Genomic DNA, 1,358 nt, shown 5'->3' with positions numbered 1-1,358 from the left:
AAATTCTTTTTTTGCTTTGTTTATTATATTTGATATGTTTTTGTCTATATATACTCTCATATAATCATATAATGTTTTTTCAAAATGTTTTTCTGTTATTATTTTTTCTCCTTTTGCTTTTTTCATTACTAAGTCATATGCAAGTCCATTGGTTAATCCTGGTTGGCCTGCTGCGTTATGCCATATTAATTCTTTTACTTTTTCATCAAAAATTTGTCCTGTTTCTGTTTCGTGTTGTGAAAGTAAATCATATACTTGTTCTTTGGTAAAGTATGGCACTTCTAAATGTTCTGCTATGTTAAATGGACTAGCGTTGTCTTCTAATATTCCGCTTAGATATCCTACGCTTATTAATATTACACTTCTGAGCTTATAGTCTTGTCTTGAATGATATATATCTCTTATTACATGTAAAAATTCATTCATTATGTTTTTATCTAATCTTTCAAATTCATCTATCATCAATATTATTTCTTTTTTGAATTTTTTATTTATATTTACTATATATTCGTCAAGATCACTTATTGCTGTTATTTTTTTTGATTCAAACTCAATATTCATATTAAATCTAAAAAAATTCTTCACTTTTTTATTAAAATTTTTTATAAACATTTCTTCAGTTTTTATATTTCCAAAACTTTCAAAAGAAATAAATATTGGTAAATATTTATCCTTTATTTTTTCAACTATATCTTTTAACAATGTTGTTTTTCCGCTTTGTCTTGGCGCTGATACTGTAAAATATCTCCAATTTTTTATATGATCAAGCGCTTCTTTCATTATATCGGGTCTCTCTACGTAATAACAGGTCTTTTTATCAACGGGACCACTTGTGCAGAATCTTCTCATGATTCACCTCCGATGTTACACGCCTACGGCGGGTAATAGGATTAAAATTTGGATTTTAATTTAAAAAACTTTTGAGCAATTGCTCTTCACCTCCAAAGCTGTTCAAATCTATTCTATTGAATGATAATATAGAATATCTAAAAAGTCTCAAATGAAACGAAGGCTCGAAGATTACCCTTAAAATTATGAATGGAAGCCGTCAAAATTACATGGATGTAATTTTGAGCGAAACAATACACGATGTATTGTTTGAGCGACGGCTGAGAATGAATAATTTTAAGGATTAGCAATCGAGCTGCCTGAGTGAATTTGACTTTTTGGACACCGTATTTTAAAATTAAAACTTTTTAATATTTTCAAAGAAAATATTCACATCTACGGTGGGTAATAGGATTAAAATTTGGATTTTAATTTAAAAAACTTTTGAGCTATCGCTCTCTTACATCGGGTAATTGGAAAAAATAATTTTTATTATATAATTATAAATCCTTTTCCCTTAGATTTTTTAT

At 27.5% G+C, this 1,358-nt stretch carries 1 protein-coding gene; it reads right to left on the bottom strand.

Annotation, left to right across the window (positions count from 1 at the left end; translation table 11 throughout):
* Positions 1–849 (bottom strand): AAA-like domain-containing protein (locus tag XO12_RS11045; protein WP_175420342.1); only part of this gene is annotated, 849 nt, incomplete at its 3' end.
* Positions 850–1,358 lie beyond the last annotated feature (509 nt).

Origin of the sequence: Marinitoga sp. 1154, from assembly GCF_013363285.1 — a bacterium.
In the GTDB taxonomy this organism is placed as follows: Bacteria; Thermotogota; Thermotogae; order Petrotogales; family Petrotogaceae; genus Marinitoga.
This window is presented reverse-complemented; position numbering and strand designations above follow the sequence as displayed.